A 19,440-nucleotide genomic window follows, 5' to 3' on the forward strand; every position below is an offset into this window, starting at 1 on the left:
CCCTGTTACGCGTCGCTGGTGGCGCCGGAGCGGCTGCGGGCGACGATGGACGAGGCGGCGAAGTTGACGATCAGGGTCATGACGAAGAGCGCGAAGCCGGCCGCCATCAGGGCGGACATCCCGAAGGGCGTGGCCTCGCCGTAGCGCAGGGCGATGAGGGAGGACACCGAGCTGGTGCCGGTCTGCAGGACGTGCCACTGGACGGTGAAGACCTGCGAGATGACCATGTAGACGGCGATGGTCTCGCCGAGGGCGCGGCCGAGGCCGAGCATGGTGCCGCCGATCATGCCGCCCTTGCCGAAGGGCAGGACGACGCTGCGGATCATGCCCCAGCGGGTGGCGCCGAGCGCGTAGGCGCCCTCGCGTTCGCCGGCCGGGGCCTGGGAGAAGACCTCGCGCATGATCGAGCAGATGATCGGCGCGACCATCATGGCGACGACGAGTCCGGCGACGAAGGTGGACGAGGTGTAGACGGTGGGCGGGGCCAGCGGGTCGTCCGGGTCGGCGCCGTCGACCCGGAGGAACGGGATCCAGCCGAGGTAGGTGGCGATCCAGCGGGCGATCGGGAGGATCGACTCCTCCAGCCAGAAGACGCCCCACAGGCCGTAGACGACGGAGGGCACGGCGGCCATCAGGTCGACGGTGGAGACGAGGGTGCGGCGCAGCCGGGGCGGCGCGTACTCGGAGATGTAGAGCGCGGCGCCGGTGGCGAGCGGGACGGCCACGACGATCGCGACGAGCGCGATGAGGACGGTGCCGAGGAGGACGGCCGCGATCCCGAAGCGTCCGCCGTCCGGTTCCCAGGTCTCGGTGCTGAGGAAGGCGAGGCCGGCGCGGTCGAGGGCCTGCCAGGCGCGGTGCAGCAGGAAGCCGCCGACGAGGAGCATGACCGCGAGGACGAGGCCGCCGCCGGTGCGGGCGACGGCGCGGAAGACCCGGTCGGGGAGGCCGGGATCGGCGTGCAGCCGTCTCGGCGTGTCGGTCGGCGGGCCCGCCGGGCCGCCTGACGGCGGGGTGCTGGTCGGCGGCCCCCCGGACGGCGGGCCGGGCGGCGGGTCAAGGGTCTCGGTCGTCACGGGAAGGACGTAAGTCCCGCCCGGTGGCCATGCGCGCCACTCGATGTGAACGAGGGGCGTGCGCGGGGCAACTTCCGTTCACCGTAAGGCTGTTGAGGCCCATCCGGGGCCTTCTTCGGCGATCAGCGCCCGGAAGCGCGCATAGGCGGTACGACAGGTGGAATGGCGCTCGTAGGACCGTCCGGAGAGGGCGGCGGTACGCCCTTCGGCGTCGCGCAGCAGCCATACCCAGCCGTTGCCGCCGGCGGTGTGCTGCACTCCGCCGGCCAGGGTCGCGTGCCCGGCGCACAGCGCGGCGAAGGCCGCCCGGCACCCGGCGTGGTCGTCGTAGCAGCCCCCCGACCGCGCGACGACCCTTCCGTTCTGGGCGACGAGTCGCCACCCGTACCGTCCGTCGGCCCCCATGTCGACCAGACAGCGCGTTCCGGACACACCGGTGCCCTTGGTCATCGCCCCACCCCCACAGTCTCGGCAAGCGCAATCTATGGAGACGGGGGTGACTGTTGGGTGCTAAACCATTGTGCGGTGGCACGCTTCACCGGGCCGTTGCCCCTAGGACACCGGCCCCCGGCGGACACCGTCGAGAACCGGTCAGCCTGTCGCGATCAGGATGATCAGGAGCAGCAGTCCGGCCACGGCGGGACCGACGATCTCGTACGCCCAGCGCATCCGCACCTCGCCCTGCGCCCCCGGGTTCCCGGCGTGCAGCTCGGCCAGCTCGCGCAGATCGGCGACGGTCTGGTCGGTGGGCGCCGTCCGGGAGGCGCTGTCCCGTACGTCGGCGGCGGTGGACGTACGGCCGTGCGGATCGTCATGGGCGGCGCGGGCGGCCCGGCGGGCCGCCTTCTTGCGCTGGCGCAGCGAGACGGGGACCGCCCACAGCTGGTACTTGGCGCCCTCCTGGGTGAAGACCTCGCTGGAGTAGCCGGCCCGGATGTCCGCGACGGTCGCCCAGGGCAGGGTGATCGACCGGAACGGGTTGCGGATCCGGAGCCGGTGGTCGTTGGCGTACACGGCCGGCCGGATCGTGAACGCCACGATCAGCGGTACGGCGAGGAGCAGACCCGCGAGCGCGATCCAGGGCGACCGGCCCTCGCCCCTGACCATCGCGTCACCGGCGAAGAGCGCCGCGAGGAGCAGCAGGAACACCCCGCTCGCGATCCCGAGGGGCGACCGGAAGACCCGGTCGGCGAACTCGGCGGACGGCTGCTCGGGGGTCGACTCGCGACCCGGCTCGTGGCTGGGCTCGGGGGTCGGCTCGGGGGTCGTCATGCCGCCGATTGTGCCTCAGGGGGGCGGCGGAGGCTCAGGCGGCCCGCGTGGCCACGAGGTCCGCGTACAGAATGATGTTGTCGGGGCGGTGGCCGTTCACCAGTTCGCCGCCGCAGGTGACGAGCCGCAGCTCGGGCCCCCGGGTGTCGCCGTACACCTTGGCGGTCGGGAAGGCGTCCTTGTCGACCTGCTCCAGTTCCCTGACGCGGAAGACCGCGGTGATGCCGTCGGCCCGGGTCACGGCGATCTCGTCGCCCACCGCGGCCTTGGAGACGTTCTTCAGTGCGGGGCCGCGGGCGGTGTCGAAGTGCCCGATGAGCACGGCGGGGCCGGTCTGCCCGGGCGTGACGCCCTTGTCGTACCAGCCGATCCGGTCGGCGTCCGCGACCGAGGGCACCTCGACGGTGCCGTCGGCGGTCAGCCCGAGCTCCAGGACGGGCCCGCCGGGGCCGGTGTCGACCCCGGCGGCGGGGACCCGGACCCGCACGGGCAGGGAGCGGGCGAGCGGCCGGACGGGAGCGGAACTCGCGGTCGGCGTGGGGGCGGCGGTGGCCGCGGATATCGTCGGCCTCCAGCGTGCCGACGCGCTGGCCCTCCTTGGTGATCTCGGCGCGGTAGTGACCCTCGCCGATCTTGACGATCCTGGCGATGTCGCCGTTCGGCAGGATCTGGTTCCGGACGAAGGTGCCGTCCTCCTCACCCTTCGCGCCGGCGCCCTTCACGCCGGCGCCCTTCACGCCGGTGCCCTTCGCGCCGGCGCCCTTCGCGCCGGCGGACTCGGCGCCCGTGGACGTCACGCCCGTCGGCTTCGCATCGGCCGCGGTGACGGCCACCGGGCCGTCGGCCGCGAAGGCGGCTCCGGCGGTGAGCGCCGGGGCGGTGATCGCGACGCCCGCGAGGAGGGCGACGGCGGTGGCGGTGCGAAGGGCGGTGCGCATGACGACTCCTGGAGTTCAGGCAGGTGGATGGGAGAGTCGCATGCCGCTTTTTCTCGGTCCGACGTGTGTCCGGTGACGTCTGGCCGGCTGCAGGAAGAAATCCATTGATCTTGCATTCAGGACTTGTCCGCTCCATGTCACGGGGCTGTGACGGAGGTCACCGCGCCGCCGGACGGGGCCCCGGCGCGGCTCACCGCGCCGACCCCCGCCTGTGACCTCGGGCTCTGTGGAGCCGTTCCCCTGTACAGGTCGCTACGCGCGTAGATATGCTCGACTGGTGACCATGCCCACCACTGCACCCGCAGCATCCGCATTCGCCGACGTGACCGCGTCCGACGGTGCGCTGCGCCGCTTCCTCCACGGGCTGCCCGGCGTCGACGCCGTCGGCCTGGAGGCGCGCGCCGCGTCCCTCGGCACCCGCTCGATCAAGACCACGTCCAAGGCGTACGCCATCGACCTGGCCATTTCCATGATCGACCTGACGACGCTCGAAGGCGCGGACACCCCGGGCAAGGTCCGGGCGCTCGCCGCCAAGGCCGTCCGTCCCGATCCGACCGACCGTACGACCCCGACGACCGCCGCCGTCTGCGTCTACCCCGACATGGTGGCCACCGCCAAGGCCGCCCTCGCGGGCTCCGGCGTCAAGGTCGCCTCCGTCGCCACCGCCTTCCCGGCCGGCCGCGCCGCCCTCCCGGTGAAGCTCGCCGACACGGCCGACGCCATCGCCGCCGGCGCAGACGAGATCGACATGGTCATCGACCGCGGCGCCTTCCTCGCCGGCCACTACCTCCAGGTCTTCGAGCAGATCGCCGCGATCAAGGCGGAGTGCGGTGACCGCGCCCGCCTCAAGGTGATCTTCGAGACCGGCGAGCTGTCCACGTACGACAACATCCGCCGTGCCTCCTGGCTCGGCATGATGGCCGGCGCGGACTTCATCAAGACCTCGACCGGCAAGGTCGCGGTCAACGCCACCCCGGCCAACACGCTCCTGATGCTGGAGGCCGTGCGCGACTTCCGCGCCCAGACCGGCGTCCAGATCGGCGTGAAGCCGGCCGGCGGCATCCGGAACACCAAGGAAGCCATCAAGTTCCTGGTTCTCGTCAACGAGACCGTGGGCGAGGACTGGCTGGACAACCACTGGTTCCGCTTCGGCGCTTCCAGCCTGCTCAACGACCTGCTGATGCAGCGCCAGAAGCTGGCGACCGGCCGTTACTCCGGCCCCGATTACGTGACGGTGGACTGATCAACATGGCATCTGCATTCGAGTACGCACCGGCGCCCGAGTCCCGGTCCGTCGTCGACATCGCGCCGAACTACGGCCTGTTCATCGACGGCGAGTTCGTCGAGGCCGCCGACGGCAAGGTCTTCAAGACCGTCTCCCCGGCCACCGAGGAGGTCCTGTCCGAGGTCGCCCAGGCGGGCACCGAGGACGTCGACCGCGCGGTCAAGGCGGCGCGGAAGGCCTTCGAGAAGTGGTCGGCGCTGCCCGGCTCCGAGCGCGCCAAGTACCTCTTCCGCATCGCCCGGATCATCCAGGAGCGCAGCCGTGAGCTGGCCGTCCTGGAGACCCTGGACAACGGCAAGCCGATCAGGGAGACGCGCGACGCGGACCTCCCGCTGGTCGCCGCGCACTTCTTCTACTACGCGGGCTGGGCCGACAAGCTCGACCACGCCGGCTACGGGGCGAACCCGAGGCCGCTGGGCGTGGCCGGCCAGGTCATCCCGTGGAACTTCCCGCTGCTGATGCTCGCGTGGAAGATCGCCCCGGCGCTCGCGACCGGTAACACGGTCGTCCTGAAGCCGGCCGAGACCACCCCGCTGACCGCCCTGTTCTTCGCGGACATCTGCCGCCAGGCCGGGCTGCCGAAGGGCGTCGTCAACATCCTCCCCGGGTACGGGGAGACGGGCGCCGCGCTGGTCGCGCACCCCGACGTGAACAAGGTCGCCTTCACCGGTTCGACCGCCGTCGGCAAGGCCATCGCGCGCTCGATCGCGGGCACCGACAAGAAGGTCACCCTGGAGCTGGGCGGCAAGGGCGCGAACATCGTCTTCGACGACGCCCCCATCGACCAGGCCGTCGAGGGCATCGTCAACGGCATCTTCTTCAACCAGGGCCAGGTCTGCTGCGCGGGCTCCCGCCTGCTGGTCCAGGAGTCGATCCAGGACGAGCTGCTCGACTCGCTCAAGCGCCGGCTGAGCACCCTGCGGCTCGGCGACCCGCTGGACAAGAACACCGACATCGGCGCCATCAACTCCTCGGAGCAGCTGGCCCGGATCACCTCCCTCGTGGAGCGGGGCGAGGCGGAGGGCGCCGAGCGCTGGACCGCCGCGTGCGAGATCCCGTCGGCCGGTTACTGGTTCGCCCCGACGCTCTTCACGAACGTCACGCAGGCGCACACGGTGGCCCGTGACGAGATCTTCGGCCCGGTCCTGTCGGTGCTGACCTTCCGTACGCCCGACGAGGCCGTCGCGAAGGCCAACAACAGCCAGTACGGCCTGTCGGCCGGCATCTGGTCCGAGAAGGGCTCCCGCATCCTCGCGGTGGCGGGCAAGCTCCGGGCCGGTGTCGTCTGGGCCAACACGTTCAACAAGTTCGACCCGACCTCGCCGTTCGGCGGATACAAGGAGTCGGGCTTCGGCCGCGAGGGCGGCCGTCACGGTCTGGAGGCCTACCTCGATGTCTGAGAAGTCCGAGCAGCGTCTGAGCGTCTTCAAGACCTACAAGCTGTACGTCGGGGGCAAGTTCCCCCGCTCCGAGAGCGGCCGGGTGTACGAGGTGAGCGACTCCAAGGGCAACTGGCTGGCGAACGCGCCGCTCTCCTCCCGCAAGGACGCCCGTGACGCGGTCGTCGCCGCCCGCAAGGCCTTCGGCGGCTGGTCGGGCGCGACCGCGTACAACCGCGGCCAGGTCCTCTACCGCGTCGCCGAGATGCTGGAGGGCCGCCGGGACCAGTTCGTCCGCGAGGTCGCGGAGGCCGAGGGCCTGTCGAAGTCGAAGGCGGCCGTCGTCGTCGACGCGGCGATCGACCGCTGGGTCTGGTACGCGGGCTGGACGGACAAGATCGCCCAGGTCGTGGGCGGCGCCAACCCGGTCGCGGGCCCGTACTTCAACCTGTCGACCCCCGAGCCGACCGGTGTCGTCACGGTCGTGGCCCCGCGGGACTCGTCCTTCCTGGGCCTGGTCTCGGTGATCGCCCCGGTGATCGCGACGGGCAACACCGCCGTGGTGATCGCGAGCGAGAAGTCCCCGCTCCCGGCGCTCTCGCTCGGCGAGGTCCTGGCCACCTCCGACCTCCCCGGCGGTGTGGTCAACATCCTGTCCGGCAAGGCCTCCGAGATGGCCCCGCACCTGGCGGCCCACCAGGACGTCAACGCGATCGACCTGACGGGCGCGACCGAGGGCGACCTCGCGCGCGACCTGGAGATCGCGGCGGCGGACAACCTCAAGCGCGTCCTGCGCCCGCGCACCGAGGACTTCGCGGAGCCCCCGGGCACGGACCGCATGACGGCGTTCCTGGAGACGAAGACGGTCTGGCACCCGACGGGCAGCCTGGGCGCGGGCGGCTCCTCGTACTAGCACCGTGAGAGACGGCCCCCGGGTGATCCCGGGGGCCGTCTCCCATGCCCGCCCGGGGCCGTCTCCCATGCCCGCCCGGGGCCGTTCCTCATGCCCGTCCGGGGGTGCCCCGCTCCACCAGCCCGGCGACGCCGTCGAGCACGCAGTCGAGCCCCGTCACGAACTGCCATTCCGCGTCGTCCTTGCGCGCCGCGCCCTGTGTGTAGCGCCGGTAGGTCGGGTAGCGCCCGGTCTCCATCAGGTACGCCATCTGCGGGGCGAGCCCCCGCCGCGACTCGTCGCCGCTCTGCCAGCCCTGTTCCGCCATGTACTGACGCAGCGCCGCCTCCGACTGCGTGGCGCCGTGCACATAGGCGTTGACCGCCCGGAACGCGGCCATCATCGTGTCGACGTCGAGGCCGAGGCCGTCGAGGGCGGCCAGCTGGCGTTCGGCCGCCGCCATCCGGTTCGGGGTGAGCGCGAAGAGCGGCGCCGGCATGTGGGACAGCCAGGGGTGGCGCAGCATCGTGTCGCGGGTGCGCAGCGCGTGGGCGCGGAGCGTCTCGCGCCAGCCGGACACCTCGTCCGCGGGCTCCAGCTCGCCGGAGACGCGGTCGATCATGAGCGCCCACAGCTCGTCCTTGCCGTCGACGTGCCGGTAGGCGGCCATGGGTGCGACGCCCAGTTCGGCGGCGACCTTCCGCATGGTCACGGCGGCGAAGCCCTCGCGGTCCGCGATGCCGATCGCGGCGTCGGCGATCCTGCCGGGGGTGAGGGACGCCCGCGGTGCCGCCGCGGGCCGCTCCAGGCGCTCCCACAGCGAGACGCCGACCGTCTCTTCCTTCTCTTCCCTCTTCGCCACTGCGGCCTCCCTCTCTCGCGTACAGCGTATGCCCTGTGGACGCTGTACACACTGACGTGTACGTTGTACACCACTCGGCATACGCCGTATACATCACTGTTTCCAGGGGGAACCATGCCCACACCGCTGCGCCTCGCCGTGATCCAGGGCTCGACCCGCGACGGCCGCCTCGGGCCCACCGTCGCGAACTGGCTGCTCACCCACGCCGCCACCCGGCCGGAGTTCACCACCGACCTGATCGACCTCGCCGAGACCCCGCTGCCGACCGTCTTCCCCCAGCTCGGCCAGGCCCCTGAGCGCGCCGAGGACCGCGCCCTGCTCGCCGCCGTGTCACCGCGCCTGGCCGCCGCCGACGCGTTCGTCGTGGTGACACCCGAGTACAACCACAGCTACCCGGCACCCCTGAAGAACGCGATCGACTGGCACAACCGCGAATGGCACGCCAAGCCCGTCGGCTTCGTCGCCTACGGCGGCTTCTCCGCCGGCCTGCGCGCCGTCGAGCACCTGCGCGGCGTCTTCGCCGAGGTGCACGCCGTCACCATCCGGGAGGCGGTCGGACTCCAGGGCGTCTGGGGGCAGTTCGACACGGAGGGCCGGGCCGTCGACCCGGCGGCCGACGCCGCCGCCAAGGCCATGCTCGACCGGCTCACCTGGTGGGCCGAGGCACTCCGCGGCGCCCGCGCCGACAAGCCCTACGCGGCCTGAGTCATGACGACACCTCAGGACACGCGCCTCCCCTACCTGGGCGTCACCGGCCTCATGCACGGCATCGTCCTCGCCACCCTCGACGGCACGTCGTCGGCACGGCCCTGCCCACCATCGCGGGTGAACTCGGCGGCCTCGACCGGCTCTCCCGGGCCGTCACCGCCTATCCGCTCACCGCACTGGCCTTCGCCGTGGCCCGGCTCGTACGGGAGGTGCCGCTGTGGACCGCGGCGGACGGGACCACGGAAGCGACCCCCGCACCGGCGGACCCCGTTACGGAAGCAGCCCCTGGGTCAGTGGCCCCGCCACCGGCAGGTCGGCCACTGCCCCGCCCTTCGTGAGGTGGTCGGTCACCAGGGCGGTGCCGACCGGCTTGAAGTCGGCGACCTGGGTGCCCAGACCGTTGTCCAGGGGGTCGACGCCCGTGTTGGCCAGCGGGTCGAGCTGGAGCCGGGTCAGCGGGCCGAGGCCCTGACCGACACCGGACAGCGCTCCCGCACCGGCCGCGCCGGCGTCCGTGCGGGTCAGCGAGTCGACGGGCAGCGGCACCGGAGCCGCGGCCTGGGCCGCCGCACCCGCGCCGAACATCGCCGCACCCGCCGCCGTGACGGTCAGCCCCGCCTTGAGCAGGGCACTGCGGCGGGAGGTACGGGGTTCTGCGTGACGCGCCATGATGATCCTTCCGAGGGGTGACCGGGCGGACACCGACAGTAGTTGAGGTGTGATGCTCGATACCAACGGCCTTCCTCGGGGGTCCCCTGCACGGGGGAATGGTTCACACTGGTGTCCCGTGAGTTCCCAACCGATCCCGACCCGTGTCGTCCTGCTCGCGGGCCCCTCCGGCTCCGGCAAGTCGTCCCTCGCCGCCGTCACCGGCCTTCCGGTGCTGCGCCTCGACGACTTCTACAAGGAGGCCGACGACCCGTCGCTGCCACTCGTCGACGGCAGCCCGGACATCGACTGGGACTCCCCACGGTCCTGGGACGCGGACGCCGCCGTCTCCGCCATCGTCGAACTGTGCCGTACGGGGCGGACCGACGTCCCGGTGTACGACATCTCCACCAGCTCCCGGGTGGGCCGCGAGCGGCTCGACATCGAGCGGACGCCGCTCTTCGTGGCCGAGGGCATCTTCGCCGCCGAGATCGTGACCCGCTGCCGTGAGCTCGACGTCCTCGCCGACGCGATCTGCCTGCGCGGCCGCCCCTCGACGACCTTCCGGCGCCGGCTCGCCCGCGACCTCAAGGAGGGCCGCAAGTCGGTGCCGTTCCTGCTGCGCCGCGGCTGGCGGCTGATGCGCACCGAGCGCGCGATCGTCGCCCGCCAGACGGAGCTGGGCGCCCACCCCTGCGCCAAGCCGGAGGCCCTGGGCCGCCTGGCGGCAGCGGCGGCGGGCCGCCACCGCACCCCGGCGGCCGGCTGACCGACCCGGCCGGCCCGCACGGAGCGGGCCACACGCCGGACCCCGGACACGAAAACGCGACGCGGGTCGTACAAGCCCCCCGGCTTGTGCGACCCGCGCCGTTCCCCCGTACCCCCGTACGGTTCCCCCGTGCTCCCCCGACGGCCTCGTTCCCCCGTGGCCCCCTGGGTCCTTCCCCCGTTCCCCCCGACCTTCAGGCCACCAGCTCGCCGAAGGACTCCTCCTCGTCACGGCCGAAGCTGAGCACCTCGTCCTCACGCAGCCGCCGCAGCGACCGCCAGATGCTCGACTTCACCGTGCCGACACTGATGTCCAGGATCTCCGCGATCTCCGGATCGGTCCGGCCCTCGTAGTAGCGCAGCACCAGCATGGTCCGCTGGAGCTCGGGCAGCCGGGCGAGGGCCTGCCACAGCACCGCGCGCAGCTCCGTGCCGCGCATCGCGTCCGTCTCGCCGACCGTCTCCGGCAGCTCCTCGGTCGGGTACTCGTTCAGCTTGCGCCGGCGCCAGGCGCTGATGTGCAGGTTCGTCATGGTACGGCGGAGGTATCCGCCGACCGCGGCCTTGTCACTGATCCGTTCCCAGGCGCGGTACGTCGAGAACAGCGCGCTCTGGAGCAGGTCCTCGGCCTCGAACCGGTCACCGGTGAGGTGGTAGGCGGTGGCGTACAGGGAGGCACGACGCTCCTGGACGTAGGCCGTGAACTCGGCCTCCGAACAGTTGACGCGTTCCCCCGTGACCTCCCCGTACGCCGCTCCCCCGTCAGCGACGGCCGCCATGTACGGCGCCTTGCGCTGACGCCCGACGCCGCGAACGCACCCCCGCCCTCCCCCAAGCTCTCGGCTTCGCTCGAGCAGGGAGGTGCCCCCGACACCGCCGGACTTCTCCGTGCTCCGTACGACGTCGTGGAGACGCGTGACTACTGCGCTTGAGGTGCTGCTGTGCAGTGCGTTCATCTCGCGCCCCCCGTCGGTTGGAGTGTGTTCGGTCCGTGTGCAATGAAGCTTGCCCAGCGGACTTCATGGCGTTGTCCGCCGACTGTCACAGGCGTGTCACAGGGCCCGGAACAGAAGCGCGCCTCCCCGCGGTCGAACTCGGACGGCCGCATGCGACAGAATGCGTCCGTGCCTTTTCTGTTGCTGATCGAGGACGACGACGCCATCCGCACGGCCCTCGAACTCTCCCTGTCACGGCAGGGCCACCGGGTGGCCGCTGCCGCGACCGGAGAGGACGGCCTCCAGCTGCTGCGCGAGCAGCGCCCCGACCTGGTCGTGCTCGACGTCATGCTGCCGGGCATCGACGGCTTCGAGGTCTGCCGGCGCATCCGCCGCACCGACCAGTTGCCGATCATCCTGCTGACCGCCCGCAGCGACGACATCGACGTGGTCGTGGGCCTGGAGTCCGGCGCCGACGACTACGTCGTGAAGCCGGTCCAGGGCCGGGTCCTCGACGCGCGCATCCGGGCCGTACTGCGGCGCGGCGAGCGGGAGTCGACCGATTCGGCGACGTACGGCTCGCTGGTGATCGACCGCTCCGCGATGACGGTCACCAAGAACGGCGAGGACCTCCAGCTCACCCCGACCGAGCTGCGCCTCCTCCTCGAACTGAGCCGCCGGCCCGGACAGGCGCTCTCCCGGCAGCAGTTGCTGCGGCTCGTGTGGGAGCACGACTACCTGGGCGACTCCCGGCTCGTCGACGCCTGTGTGCAGCGGCTGCGCGCCAAGGTGGAGGACGTGCCGTCCTCGCCGACGCTCATCCGGACCGTGCGCGGGGTCGGCTACCGGCTGGACGTTCCTGCGTGAGCAAGGGAATCATGACGTGGCTGCGGCTCTCCAGCCTGCGGCTGCGTCTCGTGGTCGTCTTCGCGCTCGTCGCCCTCACCGCCGCCGTCGCCGCCTCCGGCATCGCGTACTGGCTGAACCGGGAGGCGGTGCTCACCCGCACCCAGGACGGGGCGCTCAACGACTTCCGGCAGGAGATGCAGAACCGGGTGGCGACGCTGCCGCTCCGGCCCACCCAGGACGACCTGCGGCGGACCGCCGAGCAGATGGCGAGCGGCAGCGCCAACTACCAGGTGCTGCTGCTGGGCGAGCGGGACGCGGGCAAGCCGATCGTCGGGGCCTCGGACCCGGACGACTTCACGCTGGCCGACGTGCCGCGCACGCTGCGGGACGCGGTGGACACCGAGCGCCCCGTGACGGAGGCCAACCCGTACCCGTACCACCTGTTCTGGCAGCGTACGGAGCGGAACGGGACCCCGTACCTGGTCGGCGGCACCCGCATCGACGGCGGCGGACCCGCCGGATACATGTTCAAGTCGCTGGCCGCGGAGAAGGCCGACCTGAACTCGCTCGCCTGGTCCCTCGGGATCGCCACCGCGCTCGCGGTGGCCGGCTCCGTACTCCTCGCGCAGGTCGCGGCGACGACCGTGCTGCGCCCGGTGCACCGGCTCGGCGACGCGGCCCGGCAGCTCGGCGAGGGCAAGCTCGACACCCGGCTCCGGGTCACCGGCGCGGACGAACTGGCCGATCTCACCCGTACGTTCAACAGCGCGGCCGAGTCCCTGCAGAAGAAGGTCGCGGACATGAGCGCCCGGGAGGAGTCCTCCCGGCGCTTCGTCGCCGACATGTCGCACGAGCTGCGCACCCCGCTGACCGCCCTGACGGCCGTCACGGAGGTCCTGGAGGACGAGCAGGACTCCCTCGACCCGATGATCGCCCCCGCGGTGGCGCTCGTGGTGAGCGAGACCCGGCGCCTCAACGTCCTGGTGGAGAACCTGATGGAGGTGACCCGCTTCGACGCGGGCACCGCCCGGCTCGTCCTCGACGAGGTGGACATCGCCGACCAGATCACCGCGTGCATCGACGCGCGCGCCTGGCTGGACGCGGTCGACCTGGACGCCGAGCGCGGGATCGTGGCACCGCTCGACCCACGCCGACTCGACGTGATCCTGGCGAACCTCATCGGGAACGCGCTGAAGCACGGCGGTTCGCCGGTGCGGGTGTCGGTGCGCACCGAGGACGACGAGCTGGTCATCGCGGTGCGCGACCACGGCCCCGGCATCCCCGAGGAGGTGCTGCCGCACGTCTTCGACCGCTTCTACAAGGCGAGCGCCTCCCGGCCGAAGTCGGACGGCAGCGGGCTCGGTCTGTCGATCGCCATGGAGAACGCGCTGATCCACGGCGGTTCGATCACCGCGTCCAACTCGGTGGGCGAGGACGGGACGGTGGACGGCGCGGTGTTCGTGCTGCGGCTGCCGCTGGACGCCTCGGGGATCACGCGCGAGGTGCAGACCCGCAGCAGTCAGGGCGAGGTGGAGGAAGAGTGAGACGCCGCACCTACGGGCGGACGGCCCTGGCGGCCGGGCTCCTCGCGCTGGGCGCGCTGGTGACCGGCTGCGGGATCAGGACCACCTCGGTCCCGGTCGACGCGGGCGCCGCCCCGTCCCGGGTCCCCTGCCGGACGACCGACGAGGCCACGACGGGGGCACCGCTCCAGGGCGTGCCGGTCCGGGTGTACCTGCTCTGCGGCTCCCAGCTGGAGGCGGTGGACCGGCGGTCGCCGCTGCCGGAGGAGAAGGCGGGCGGCGACCCGGTGCGCACGGCGCGGGGCCTGCTGGCGCAGCTGCTCGCCGAGCCCTCGGACACCGAGCGGCAGGCCGGGTTCACGACGGCGGTGCGCGGTCCGCTGACGGTGGGCGGCGGTCACCGGGGCGACCCGGCGGGCACGCTGCGGCTGAGCCGTCAGCCGGAGGACCTGGCGCCCATGGCGTTCTCGCAGCTCGTCTGCTCCTTCGCGGAGAGTTCGGCGGGCGCGGGCGGCCACTCGGTGCTGCTCGGCGGCCCGGGGGCGTACCCGCCGAAGCGCCACCGCTGTACGGCGGAGCTGCGCGAGCGCCCGGAGTCGGCCCCGCCGACGGCGGCCGTGACCGCCCCGGCGGCGACCGCGACGGGCTGATCGACGGGCGGTCCGGCGGCGGCCGTCACGGGCTGCGCCACGGCCGGTCCGGGGCGACCCCCACGGGCTGGGCCACGGCCGCTCCGGGCGCGAGCGTCACCGGCTGAGCGGCGGCCGGTCCGGGGGCGAGCGTCACCGGCTGAGCGGCGGCCGGTCCGGGGGCGGTGGAACCGATTCCGCCCCGGCGGGCGTCTTGGGGGGCGTGCAGCGTCAAGGTTCGGGCGGCAGTGCCGCCGTGGTCGTCCGCGTCGCGGGGTTCGCCCTGGTCGTCGCGCATCTGCTGCTCGTCGCCTGGCTCAGCCTGCGGCCACGGGACGTGGCCTGGGTGACCCCGCCGAACACGATCCCGCTGGCGGGCCTCCGGGCCGATCTGGCGCTCGGCGTCCCCGAGGCGGCCCGGCTGATCGCCGAGGGACTGCTGCTGCTGGCCCCGCTGGGCGTCCTGCTCCCCATGGCCGACGGACGGCTCCGTGTCTCCGGGTGGGCCTCCCTGGTCCGTACGACGGCGGCGGGCGCGCTGGTGTCGCTGGCCGTGGAGCTGCTGCAGACCGCCGTGCCGGGGCAGGTCGTGGACGTGGACTCGGTCCTCCTGAACACCACGGGCGTGGCGCTCGCGCATCTGCTGCTCGTGCCGGTCGGGCGGAGCTGGCTGCGCCGCAGGTCGGAGGCGGGCCAGCCGGTCTCCTCCCCCGGTACCGGGCCGGGTCGGGGTTCGGCCCTGCTGCGGGACGAGGGTTCTCAGGGTGCGACCCCGAAGATTTCCAGGGTCCCGGTCGCCCGGTAGACCGACGCCGCCGGACCCCGTCCGGCGGCACCATGGAGTCATCGGGAGCCCGGAAGAGCGGCTCCCGGACAACGACTCCGAAGGAGCCCACCATGGCCGCACTTGCCCGCCCCCGTGACGGACGCATGATCGGCGGAGTGTGCGCGGCGCTGGCCCGGCGCTTCGGCATCTCGGCGAACACGATGCGCCTGATCTTCCTGGTCTCGTGCCTGCTGCCCGGTCCGCAGTTCCTGATCTACCTGGGCCTGTGGATCTTTCTGCCGGCCGAGAAGGACGCGTCGTCGGCCTGGTAGCCGTCGGCGTCGTACATCGCACGTACGCCGAAGGGGCGCGTGCCCGGGAGACCGGGTGCGCGCCCCTTCGGCGTACGTGCGGTGCCGTGCGGCGGGGTCAGCCGATCGGCAGGCCGCCCAGCGGGAGAGCACCCAGCGGCAGGCCGCCGAGGAGGCCGCCGAGCGGGGTGGCGCCGAGGCCACCGGCGGCGGCGTCGAGCGGAAGGTTCTGGGTGGCCTGGCCGGCGGCGGCCGGGAGGGTCTTCACACCCTGGTCGAGGCCCTGGCCGAGGGCACCCTGGCCGGCACCGAGGGACTCGGAGGCGCCGTCGGGGAGCGCGGTGAGGCCGTCACCCACCGGGACGGCCTGGGACACCGTGCCCAGCGCGTCGGCGTCGAGCGGCAGGGACGGCGCGGCGGAGGCCGTGCCGGCGGCGGCAGCGGCGAAAGCGGCACCGAGAGCGGCGACACCGAGCTTCTTGGCGGCAGACTGCTTCATCTGAAAATCTTCCTTGTGGAATCCGGGGGCTTCGGACAGAGAAGCCGGGAGGGGAAATCCTGTGGAATGCAGAGGGCTCTGCAACCTAACCAGTGAACGACTCCTCCGCAAACACCGGAAAGCGGCCGGGTGTCGCCTCCACCCGGCCGCTCGAATACCCGTTTCGGGGCGATTTTCAGCCAGCAGAGCGGGAAGACTCGCTGGTCGCGGCGGTCTGCTGGAACAGCCATTCGGACTTCAGCTCGGCATATCCGGGCTTGATGACCTCGTTGATCATGGCGAGGCGTTCATCGAAAGGAATGAACGCTGATTTCATCGCATTGACCGTGAACCACAGCATGTCGTCGAGCGTGTAATCGAATGCCTCGGTCAGAAGCTCGAATTCACGGCTCATGCTCGTGCCGCTCATGAGCCGGTTGTCGGTGTTGACCGTGGCCCGGAAGTGGAGCTTGCGGAGCAGACCGATGGGGTGCTCGGCGAACGACGCGGCGGCGCCGGTCTGGAGGTTGGAGGACGGGCACAGCTCCAGCGGGATGCGCTTGTCCCTGACGTACGCGGCGAGCCGCCCGAGGCTCACCGAGCCGTCCTCGGCGACCTCGATGTCGTCGATGATCCGGACGCCGTGCCCGAGGCGGTCGGCGCCGCACCACTGGAGCGCCTGCCAGATCGAGGGCAGCCCGAAGGCCTCGCCCGCGTGGATCGTGAAGTGGTTGTTCTCCCTCTTGAGGTACTCGAAGGCGTCGAGGTGGCGGGTGGGCGGGTAGCCGGCCTCGGCGCCCGCGATGTCGAAGCCGACGACGCCGGAGTCGCGGTAGCGGTTGGCGAGCTCCGCGATCTCCAGGGAGCGGGCCGCGTGCCGCATGGCGGTCAGCAGGGCGCCGACCCTGATGCGGTGCCCGTTCGCCCTGGCCTGCCGCTCGCCCTCGCGGAAGCCCTCGTTGACGGCCTCCACGACCTCTTCGAGGGTGAGGCCGGACTCCAGGTGCTGTTCGGGGGCGTAGCGCACCTCCGCGTAGACGACGCCGTCCTCGGCGAGGTCGACGGCGCACTCGGCGGCGACGCGGAAGAGCGCGTCGCGGGTCTGCATGACGGCGCAGGTGTGCGCGAAGGTCTCCAGGTACCGCTCCAGGGAGCCGGAGTCGGCGGCTTCGCGGAACCAGATGCCGAGCTTGTCGGGCTCCGTCTCGGGGAGCTGCCGATAGCCCTGCTCCCGGGCGAGTTCGATGATCGTGCCGGGGCGCAGTCCGCCGTCGAGGTGGTCGTGGAGGAGCACCTTCGGGGCGCGGCGGATCTGGTCCGCGGTGGGGACGGTGGGGGTCTGGCTCGTCATTTCCGCACTGTAGCGCCTACGCGCGTAGAGCGCGCCTCGTGGCACCAGGTCCGTCCCGCCTTTATCCGTCGCCCCGCCCGGACCCGAACACCTAGCCTGCGCCCATGACTTCCAGTGTTCCCGGCACCGAACTGCGCCGCATCCACGGCTTCCTGTCCGCCTTCCACCGCCGCCAGGCGGTCCGTACCGTCGACTTCCCCGGCGGGTTCGCCGTGTTCGACGAGGAGTACGCGCTGTCGCGGGGGAACAACCACCTCCTGGTCGACGGCGAGACCGACCCCGGGGCGCTGCCCGCACGGGCCGAGGAGCTGATGACCCATCTCCCTTACCGCTTCGCCTATGTGCTCGACGAGCGGACCGCGCTGGCCTGCGCGGGGCCGATGGTCCGCGCCGGGTACCGGCACTCGCAGTCGCTGATCATGCGGTACGACGGCCCCGTACCCGCCCACGGCGGGGCCCGGGAAGTGGACCTGGAGGCACTGCGCGGGCCGGCCGTCGCGTCCTGGCGCCGTTTCGCCCCGGACGCCGGGGAGGAGCTGGTCCGCGCCCTGGTGGAGCGGCGGGCGGCCCGGCGGCGGGGCGCCGAGGCCGTCAGGTTCCTCGCCTCGTACGGCGCCGGGGGCGAGGTCGCCGGCTGGGCCGACCTCTATCTGGACCCGGCGACCGGGGTCGCGCAGATCGAGGACCTGGTCACGGACGAGAACCATCTCGGGCAGGGGCACGCCGGCGTCGTCCTGGACACGGCGCTGCACCTGGCCGCCGACGCGGGCTGCACCACCGTCTTCCTGACCGCCCGCCCGGACGACTGGCCGCACCGCTGGTACGCGCGGAAGGGCTTCGCGGCGGTGGGCAGCGTGTCCCGTTTCGAACGGGCTTAGGAGTTAAGGGCGTTCGCTGAGCGGACGATACGTAACAGAGACCGCGCGTACGACTGGCGTACACCTCCGCTTCTGAGACTGTTCTGTCATGGCCCACTTCGCACTCGTGGGGCCGTCCGAAGCGCGGAGACCCCGGCTCGGACGGCCTGTTGGAGGTTCCCGGACGTCGGCGGTGGGGGGCGTGGTGCTGCTCCTGCCGGACGGCGAGCCGGTGTCGGGGCGTCGCGCCTCCGCGCGGGCCCACGCCGCGATGCTGCCGCTGGCGCGCGGCCTCGTCCGCGCGGGCCGGGCCGAGGGCCTCGTCGCGCACGTGGTGCGCTACCGGGGGCGCGGCTGGAACGGGACGGACGCCGGCCTCGCGGCGGACGCCTCCTGGGCCGTGGCCGAGACGGTACGGCGCTACGGCGACGTCCCCGTCTGCCTCGTCGGCCACGGGCTGGGGGCGCGGGCGGCGCTGCGGACCGCCGGGCACGACGCGGTCGGCTCGGTGCTCGCGCTGGCCCCCTGGCTGCCGGAGGACGACATGGCGGCGGAGCCGGAGCCGGTACGCCAGCTGGTCGGGCGCCGGGTGCTGCTCGTGCACGGCACCAACGACGTCAGGACCGACCCGGAGCTGTCGTTCCGCTTCGCCGAGCGGGCGAAGAAGACGAACCGGGAGACCTGCCGGTTCGAGGTGCACTCCGACGGCCACGCGCTGCGCCAGTACGCGGCGGAGGTCCGGGCCCTCGCCGCCGACTTCGTCCTCGGCGCCCTCTTCGCCCGCCCGGTCGCCCGCCCGGTGACCGACGCGATGGCCGCTCCCCCGCCGCTGGGCCTGCGGATGCCGCTCGCGGCGGGCTTCGGCGGCACGCTGCGACGGTGAGCGGGCCCCGGTTCGCTCACCGAGTGGGGCCTCCCCCCGGCCGCGCACCCGCCCCCGCTCACTGCGGCTGTGCGGGCTCCTTCGGCAGCAGGTGGCCCCTGCGGCTCAGCAGGAACTTCTTGAAGGCGGCCACCGGTGCCGTGTCCGGGTGGCCGTCGAGCCAGGCGACCCCGATCTCGCGGACCGCGCGCGGGGCGGTGACGGTGAGTTCGACGACGCCGGGGCGCGGAACGGCCGGCGGGGGCAGCAGCGCCACGCCGAGACCGGCGGCGACAAGCCCGCGCAGTGTCTCCGCCTCCTCGCCCTCGAAGGCGATCCGGGGCTTGAAACCGGCCTCAGCGCAGAGGTCGTCGGTGATGCGGCGGAGCCCGTACCCCGGTTCCAGGGTCACGAAGGTCTCGTCGGCGGCCTCGGCGAGACGGACCCGCTTGCGGCCCGCGAGCCGGTGGTCGTCGGGGACGACGAGCCGGAGCCGCTGTTCGTCGAGGCGCCGGGCGACCAGGTCGGGGGCGTCCGGCACCGGGGAGGTCAGACAGAGGTCGAGGTCGCCGGCCCGGAGCCGTTCGATCATGGCCTCGCCGTAGTTCTGCACCAGGGTGAAGCGGATCCGCGGGTGGTCGACGCGGAAGGCGCGGATGAGCCCGGGGACGGTCTCGGAGCCCATGGTGTGGAGGAAGCCGAAGGCGACCCGGCCGGCGGTGGCGTCGGCGTCGGCCCGTACGGTGTCGGCGGCCCGCTCCACCTCGGCGAGCGCCCGCTCGGCGGCGGTCAGGAAGCGGCGGCCCGCGGGGGTGAGCGAGACCGTCCGGCCGCGACGGGCGAAGAGGGTGACGCCGAGGTCCTGTTCGAGCCGGACCATCGCCCGGGAGAGCGTGGACTGCGGGACTCCCATCTCGGCGGCGGCCCGGGTCACGTGCTCGTGCCGGGCGACGGCGGCGAAGTACGCGAGCCGGGGCGCGAGCACCGGTCCCATGTCTTCTTCGTTACTGTTCGGTGACAGGCGAGGCTGTGACCTGTACTCATGCACCAT

22 protein-coding genes and 1 pseudogene are annotated in these 19,440 nt (G+C 72.5%); 13 read left to right on the top strand and 10 right to left on the bottom strand.

The genetic code is table 11. The features are described from left to right. Positions 1-5: 5 nt before the first annotated feature. The 4 genes and pseudogenes from pstC to ABT154_RS05075 form a co-directional block, all read right to left on the bottom strand. On the bottom strand, positions 6-1,076 hold the full coding sequence (gene pstC, locus ABT154_RS05060; RefSeq protein ID WP_351852925.1) for a phosphate ABC transporter permease subunit PstC: 1,071 nt from the start codon (positions 1,074-1,076) through the stop codon (positions 6-8). A gap of 78 nt (positions 1,077-1,154) precedes the next feature. Then, entirely contained in the window at positions 1,155-1,526 is a 372-nt protein-coding gene (locus tag ABT154_RS05065; protein WP_351852928.1) for a DUF1508 domain-containing protein, read from the bottom strand. A 141-nt stretch (positions 1,527-1,667) separates the two neighbouring features. Continuing rightward, positions 1,668-2,348, bottom strand: a complete 681-nt coding sequence (locus tag ABT154_RS05070) for a PH domain-containing protein (protein ID WP_351852930.1) — start codon at positions 2,346-2,348, stop codon at positions 1,668-1,670. A gap of 34 nt (positions 2,349-2,382) precedes the next feature. Beyond that, positions 2,383-2,892: pseudogene (locus ABT154_RS05075) on the bottom strand (class F sortase); the annotation flags it as partial. A 4-nt stretch (positions 2,893-2,896) separates the two neighbouring features. Here ABT154_RS05075 and ABT154_RS05080 point away from each other — a divergent pair. The 4 genes from ABT154_RS05080 (at position 2,897) to ABT154_RS05095 (ending at position 6,863) form a co-directional block, all read left to right on the top strand. Next, a complete protein-coding gene (locus ABT154_RS05080) occupies positions 2,897-3,394 on the top strand; it encodes a hypothetical protein (protein ID WP_351853193.1) in 498 nt (165 codons plus the stop codon). Between the two features lie 175 nt (positions 3,395-3,569). After that, positions 3,570-4,529 (top strand): deoxyribose-phosphate aldolase, encoded by a 960-nt coding sequence (gene deoC, locus ABT154_RS05085; protein ID WP_351852933.1) that lies wholly within the window; start codon positions 3,570-3,572, stop codon positions 4,527-4,529. A gap of 5 nt (positions 4,530-4,534) precedes the next feature. Continuing rightward, positions 4,535-5,971 carry an aldehyde dehydrogenase family protein gene (locus ABT154_RS05090; RefSeq protein WP_351852936.1) on the top strand — a complete coding sequence of 479 codons (1,437 nt, stop codon included), beginning with the start codon at positions 4,535-4,537 and terminating at the stop codon, positions 5,969-5,971. Then, a complete protein-coding gene (locus ABT154_RS05095; protein ID WP_351852939.1) occupies positions 5,964-6,863 on the top strand; it encodes an aldehyde dehydrogenase family protein in 900 nt (299 codons plus the stop codon). Before ABT154_RS05090 ends, ABT154_RS05095 begins: the two co-directional genes overlap by 8 nt. A gap of 88 nt (positions 6,864-6,951) precedes the next feature. Here the strand turns inward: ABT154_RS05095 and ABT154_RS05100 are convergent, their stop codons facing one another. Continuing rightward, a complete protein-coding gene (locus tag ABT154_RS05100; protein WP_351852942.1) occupies positions 6,952-7,704 on the bottom strand; it encodes a TetR/AcrR family transcriptional regulator in 753 nt (250 codons plus the stop codon). A gap of 114 nt (positions 7,705-7,818) precedes the next feature. Between ABT154_RS05100 and ABT154_RS05105 the strand changes: the two genes are divergently transcribed. Then, positions 7,819-8,409, top strand: a complete 591-nt coding sequence (locus ABT154_RS05105) for an NADPH-dependent FMN reductase (protein ID WP_351852944.1) — start codon at positions 7,819-7,821, stop codon at positions 8,407-8,409. 273 nt (positions 8,410-8,682) lie between these two features. On the opposite strand, the gene ABT154_RS05110 is transcribed toward ABT154_RS05105, so the two are convergent. Continuing rightward, entirely contained in the window at positions 8,683-9,081 is a 399-nt protein-coding gene (locus ABT154_RS05110; protein WP_351852947.1) for a hypothetical protein, read from the bottom strand. A gap of 52 nt (positions 9,082-9,133) precedes the next feature. Between ABT154_RS05110 and ABT154_RS05115 the strand changes: the two genes are divergently transcribed. Continuing rightward, positions 9,134-9,829 carry a uridine kinase family protein gene (locus ABT154_RS05115; protein WP_332435924.1) on the top strand — a complete coding sequence of 232 codons (696 nt, stop codon included), beginning with the start codon at positions 9,134-9,136 and terminating at the stop codon, positions 9,827-9,829. A 193-nt stretch (positions 9,830-10,022) separates the two neighbouring features. Here the strand turns inward: ABT154_RS05115 and ABT154_RS05120 are convergent, their stop codons facing one another. Continuing rightward, positions 10,023-10,784, bottom strand: coding sequence for a SigE family RNA polymerase sigma factor (locus tag ABT154_RS05120; RefSeq protein WP_351852949.1), 762 nt, complete (start codon positions 10,782-10,784; stop codon positions 10,023-10,025). Between the two features lie 168 nt (positions 10,785-10,952). Between ABT154_RS05120 and afsQ1 the strand changes: the two genes are divergently transcribed. The 5 genes from afsQ1 (at position 10,953) to ABT154_RS05145 (ending at position 14,862) form a co-directional block, all read left to right on the top strand. Further along, positions 10,953-11,630: a two-component system response regulator AfsQ1 gene (gene afsQ1, locus ABT154_RS05125; protein ID WP_351852952.1), complete on the top strand. Its 678-nt coding sequence runs from the start codon at positions 10,953-10,955 to the stop codon at positions 11,628-11,630. A gap of 11 nt (positions 11,631-11,641) precedes the next feature. Continuing rightward, on the top strand, positions 11,642-13,156 hold the full coding sequence (locus ABT154_RS05130) for an ATP-binding protein (protein WP_351853177.1): 1,515 nt from the start codon (positions 11,642-11,644) through the stop codon (positions 13,154-13,156). Then, positions 13,153-13,785, top strand: coding sequence for a hypothetical protein (locus tag ABT154_RS05135; protein ID WP_351852954.1), 633 nt, complete (start codon positions 13,153-13,155; stop codon positions 13,783-13,785). Before ABT154_RS05130 ends, ABT154_RS05135 begins: the two co-directional genes overlap by 4 nt. A 202-nt stretch (positions 13,786-13,987) precedes the next feature. After that, on the top strand, positions 13,988-14,569 hold the full coding sequence (locus ABT154_RS05140; protein WP_351852957.1) for a VanZ family protein: 582 nt from the start codon (positions 13,988-13,990) through the stop codon (positions 14,567-14,569). Between the two features lie 92 nt (positions 14,570-14,661). Next, a complete protein-coding gene (locus tag ABT154_RS05145; RefSeq protein ID WP_317878702.1) occupies positions 14,662-14,862 on the top strand; it encodes a PspC domain-containing protein in 201 nt (66 codons plus the stop codon). A 97-nt stretch (positions 14,863-14,959) separates the two neighbouring features. On the opposite strand, the gene ABT154_RS05150 is transcribed toward ABT154_RS05145, so the two are convergent. Together ABT154_RS05150 and ABT154_RS05155 are read right to left on the bottom strand one after the other, a co-directional pair. Then, a complete protein-coding gene (locus tag ABT154_RS05150; protein ID WP_351852960.1) occupies positions 14,960-15,340 on the bottom strand; it encodes a hypothetical protein in 381 nt (126 codons plus the stop codon). A 175-nt stretch (positions 15,341-15,515) separates the two neighbouring features. Further along, positions 15,516-16,670, bottom strand: coding sequence for an adenosine deaminase (locus ABT154_RS05155; protein WP_351852963.1), 1,155 nt, complete (start codon positions 16,668-16,670; stop codon positions 15,516-15,518). Between the two features lie 104 nt (positions 16,671-16,774). Here ABT154_RS05155 and ABT154_RS05160 point away from each other — a divergent pair, with 104 nt between their 5' ends. Next, the gene (locus tag ABT154_RS05160; protein WP_351852965.1) at positions 16,775-17,548 is read left to right on the top strand and encodes a GNAT family N-acetyltransferase; all 774 of its coding nucleotides are present in this window, start codon (positions 16,775-16,777) and stop codon (positions 17,546-17,548) included. Positions 17,549-17,636: 88 nt separating this feature from the next. Then, a complete protein-coding gene (locus tag ABT154_RS05165) occupies positions 17,637-18,410 on the top strand; it encodes an alpha/beta fold hydrolase (RefSeq protein WP_351852967.1) in 774 nt (257 codons plus the stop codon). 58 nt (positions 18,411-18,468) lie between these two features. Here ABT154_RS05165 and ABT154_RS05170 read toward each other — a convergent pair whose 3' ends face one another. Continuing rightward, a complete protein-coding gene (locus ABT154_RS05170; RefSeq protein WP_317875916.1) occupies positions 18,469-19,440 on the bottom strand; it encodes a LysR family transcriptional regulator in 972 nt (323 codons plus the stop codon).

The sequence above is a fragment of the Streptomyces sp. NPDC001728 genome (genome assembly GCF_040297565.1).
In the GTDB taxonomy this organism is placed as follows: Bacteria; Actinomycetota; Actinomycetes; order Streptomycetales; family Streptomycetaceae; genus Streptomyces.

Excerpts from the sequence above, each read along its gene's own strand:
- ABT154_RS05150 (WP_351852960.1), bottom strand. The coding sequence starts at position 15,340 with ATGAAGCAGTCTGCCGCCAAGAAGCTCGGTGTCGCCGCTCTCGGTGCC.
- ABT154_RS05170 (WP_317875916.1), bottom strand. The coding sequence starts at position 19,440 with ATGGTGCATGAGTACAGGTCACAGCCTCGCCTGTCACCGAACAGTAAC.
- ABT154_RS05155 (WP_351852963.1), bottom strand. The coding sequence starts at position 16,670 with ATGACGAGCCAGACCCCCACCGTCCCCACCGCGGACCAGATCCGCCGC.
- ABT154_RS05165 (WP_351852967.1), top strand. The coding sequence starts at position 17,637 with ATGGCCCACTTCGCACTCGTGGGGCCGTCCGAAGCGCGGAGACCCCGG.
- ABT154_RS05070 (WP_351852930.1), bottom strand. The coding sequence starts at position 2,348 with ATGACGACCCCCGAGCCGACCCCCGAGCCCAGCCACGAGCCGGGTCGC.
- ABT154_RS05115 (WP_332435924.1), top strand. The coding sequence starts at position 9,134 with ATGCTCGATACCAACGGCCTTCCTCGGGGGTCCCCTGCACGGGGGAAT.
- ABT154_RS05110 (WP_351852947.1), bottom strand. The coding sequence starts at position 9,081 with ATGGCGCGTCACGCAGAACCCCGTACCTCCCGCCGCAGTGCCCTGCTC.
- ABT154_RS05090 (WP_351852936.1), top strand. The coding sequence starts at position 4,535 with ATGGCATCTGCATTCGAGTACGCACCGGCGCCCGAGTCCCGGTCCGTC.
- ABT154_RS05095 (WP_351852939.1), top strand. The coding sequence starts at position 5,964 with ATGTCTGAGAAGTCCGAGCAGCGTCTGAGCGTCTTCAAGACCTACAAG.
- ABT154_RS05160 (WP_351852965.1), top strand. The coding sequence starts at position 16,775 with ATGACTTCCAGTGTTCCCGGCACCGAACTGCGCCGCATCCACGGCTTC.
- ABT154_RS05145 (WP_317878702.1), top strand. The coding sequence starts at position 14,662 with ATGGCCGCACTTGCCCGCCCCCGTGACGGACGCATGATCGGCGGAGTG.
- ABT154_RS05105 (WP_351852944.1), top strand. The coding sequence starts at position 7,819 with ATGCCCACACCGCTGCGCCTCGCCGTGATCCAGGGCTCGACCCGCGAC.
- ABT154_RS05130 (WP_351853177.1), top strand. The coding sequence starts at position 11,642 with ATGACGTGGCTGCGGCTCTCCAGCCTGCGGCTGCGTCTCGTGGTCGTC.
- ABT154_RS05120 (WP_351852949.1), bottom strand. The coding sequence starts at position 10,784 with ATGAACGCACTGCACAGCAGCACCTCAAGCGCAGTAGTCACGCGTCTC.
- ABT154_RS05065 (WP_351852928.1), bottom strand. The coding sequence starts at position 1,526 with ATGACCAAGGGCACCGGTGTGTCCGGAACGCGCTGTCTGGTCGACATG.
- deoC (WP_351852933.1), top strand. The coding sequence starts at position 3,570 with ATGCCCACCACTGCACCCGCAGCATCCGCATTCGCCGACGTGACCGCG.